Below are 1,523 nucleotides of genomic sequence, written 5' to 3'. Positions count from 1 at the left end.
CTAGTACGGCAGCCGCCAATTGCTAGCTGACCAGGGCGTAGTCGCGATTCAGTCGGGTGCGTTGGTGGAACCAGCGGGCGCGGGCTTGGTGACGGCGGCGCCAGGTGAGCCAGCGGGTGGCGTGGCCGGGAGGTGTCGGATGGTGGAGGGCGTCGGCGAGGAGCCGCTTGACCTCGTGCACGGTCAGCGGGATGAGTCCGGGATCGGGCGGTGGTGGCTGTTCGGGTGTGCTCGGTGGCGGGGCCTGGGTGTCGGTGCGGTCTTTGAGGTGGGCGGCGGTGACCGCGCAGACGGCGAGGGCGGCCATGACCAGCACGGTGTGCCGGGCGATCGCGGTGTAGAGGCGGGCTTGGCACTGGTCCAGGCCGAAGTGGTCCTTGCCGAACTCGAAGCACTCCTCGACCGGCCAGCGCAGTCCGGCGGCGCGGATCAGCCTCGTCTTGGTCAGGATCTGTCCCTCGGGCACATGGCAGTAGTGAAAGGCCAGCTCACCGCTGCTTAGATGGCGACGGACCAGCAGATGGTGGCGGGGTGAGGCGGTGGCGAGCCACGCCCAGGCGTACCAGCGTTGTCCCTTCGACCCCGCCCCTGCCGAGCGGACCTCCCACCCGCGGTTGTCCCCGGTCAGCAGCGTGACGGCCTGGGCGCAGGTCAGCCTGTCACCCGAGGGCAGGTCGATCATGAACGTGGAGGCGACCCGCAGCACGTACGCCTGCCCGCGAGTCTCGAAGAACTCCCGCAGTTGTGTGCAGTTTCCGTACACCTCGTCGCCGCAGGCGACGTCGAACACCAGGCCGTCGGCGTACGCGTCCGCGCACAGGTCGATCGCCAACTGGCCCTTGGTGCGGAACTCCACCTCCGGTGGCAGTCCCATACCGGCCGAGGCCTGCTGATCGGCGATCTGCTCGGCCGGAACCCACTGACGCGCCCCGATCAACGCGTGCCCGGTCCGTTCGCGCACATACGACAGGTGCACCGTGTTGATGCCGTTCGCGACCCGACCCGCGCACCCCATGTACTGCCGCTTCACCCCACACGTCGCCTGGCCCTGCTTCGGCTGACCCGTCTCGTCCAACGCCCCGACCACCAACCCCCGACGCCGCCGACGCGCGGCCGCCGCGTCCAGACCCCCGGCCACGAACCGCCGGACGTGACTCATCGCGGCCGTCGTGTCCCACACCGCCCGGTTCAACAACCGCTGCGTGCGGTCCGGCGTGGCGTCCCCGACCTGCTCGGCGATGCTCCACCCGTTGCGCTTCGGCACCCGACTGACCAGCGCCGACACGTACCGACCCGCGTGCTGCCACGTCTGCGTCCGCACGAAACACGACCGCAACTCCTCCAACAGCTCGGCCCGTGCCCGCACCGCGCGCCTAGCCGCTACCCTGGCAGCAGCAGCCGCCTTCGATCTTGTAGTCCTCACAAACACATGATCGGCAGGCGGCTGCGTCCACTTCGCACACCCCGCACACCCCCACCGCATCCCGCCAGGTCAGACCGCCAATGGCGGCTGCCGTACTAGG

General features: G+C 69.7%; 1 protein-coding gene. It reads right to left on the bottom strand.

Annotation, left to right across the window (positions count from 1 at the left end; all coding sequences use genetic code 11):
* Nucleotides 1–22: 22 nt before the first annotated feature.
* Nucleotides 23–1,483, bottom strand: coding sequence for an IS701 family transposase (locus ACFYM6_RS36130; RefSeq protein ID WP_387282035.1), 1,461 nt, complete (start codon nucleotides 1,481–1,483; stop codon nucleotides 23–25).
* Nucleotides 1,484–1,523: the final 40 nt, after the last annotated feature.

It is taken from the genome of Micromonospora sp. NPDC006431 (assembly GCF_042870725.1).
Taxonomy (GTDB): Bacteria; Actinomycetota; Actinomycetes; order Mycobacteriales; family Micromonosporaceae; genus Micromonospora.
This window is presented reverse-complemented; position numbering and strand designations above follow the sequence as displayed.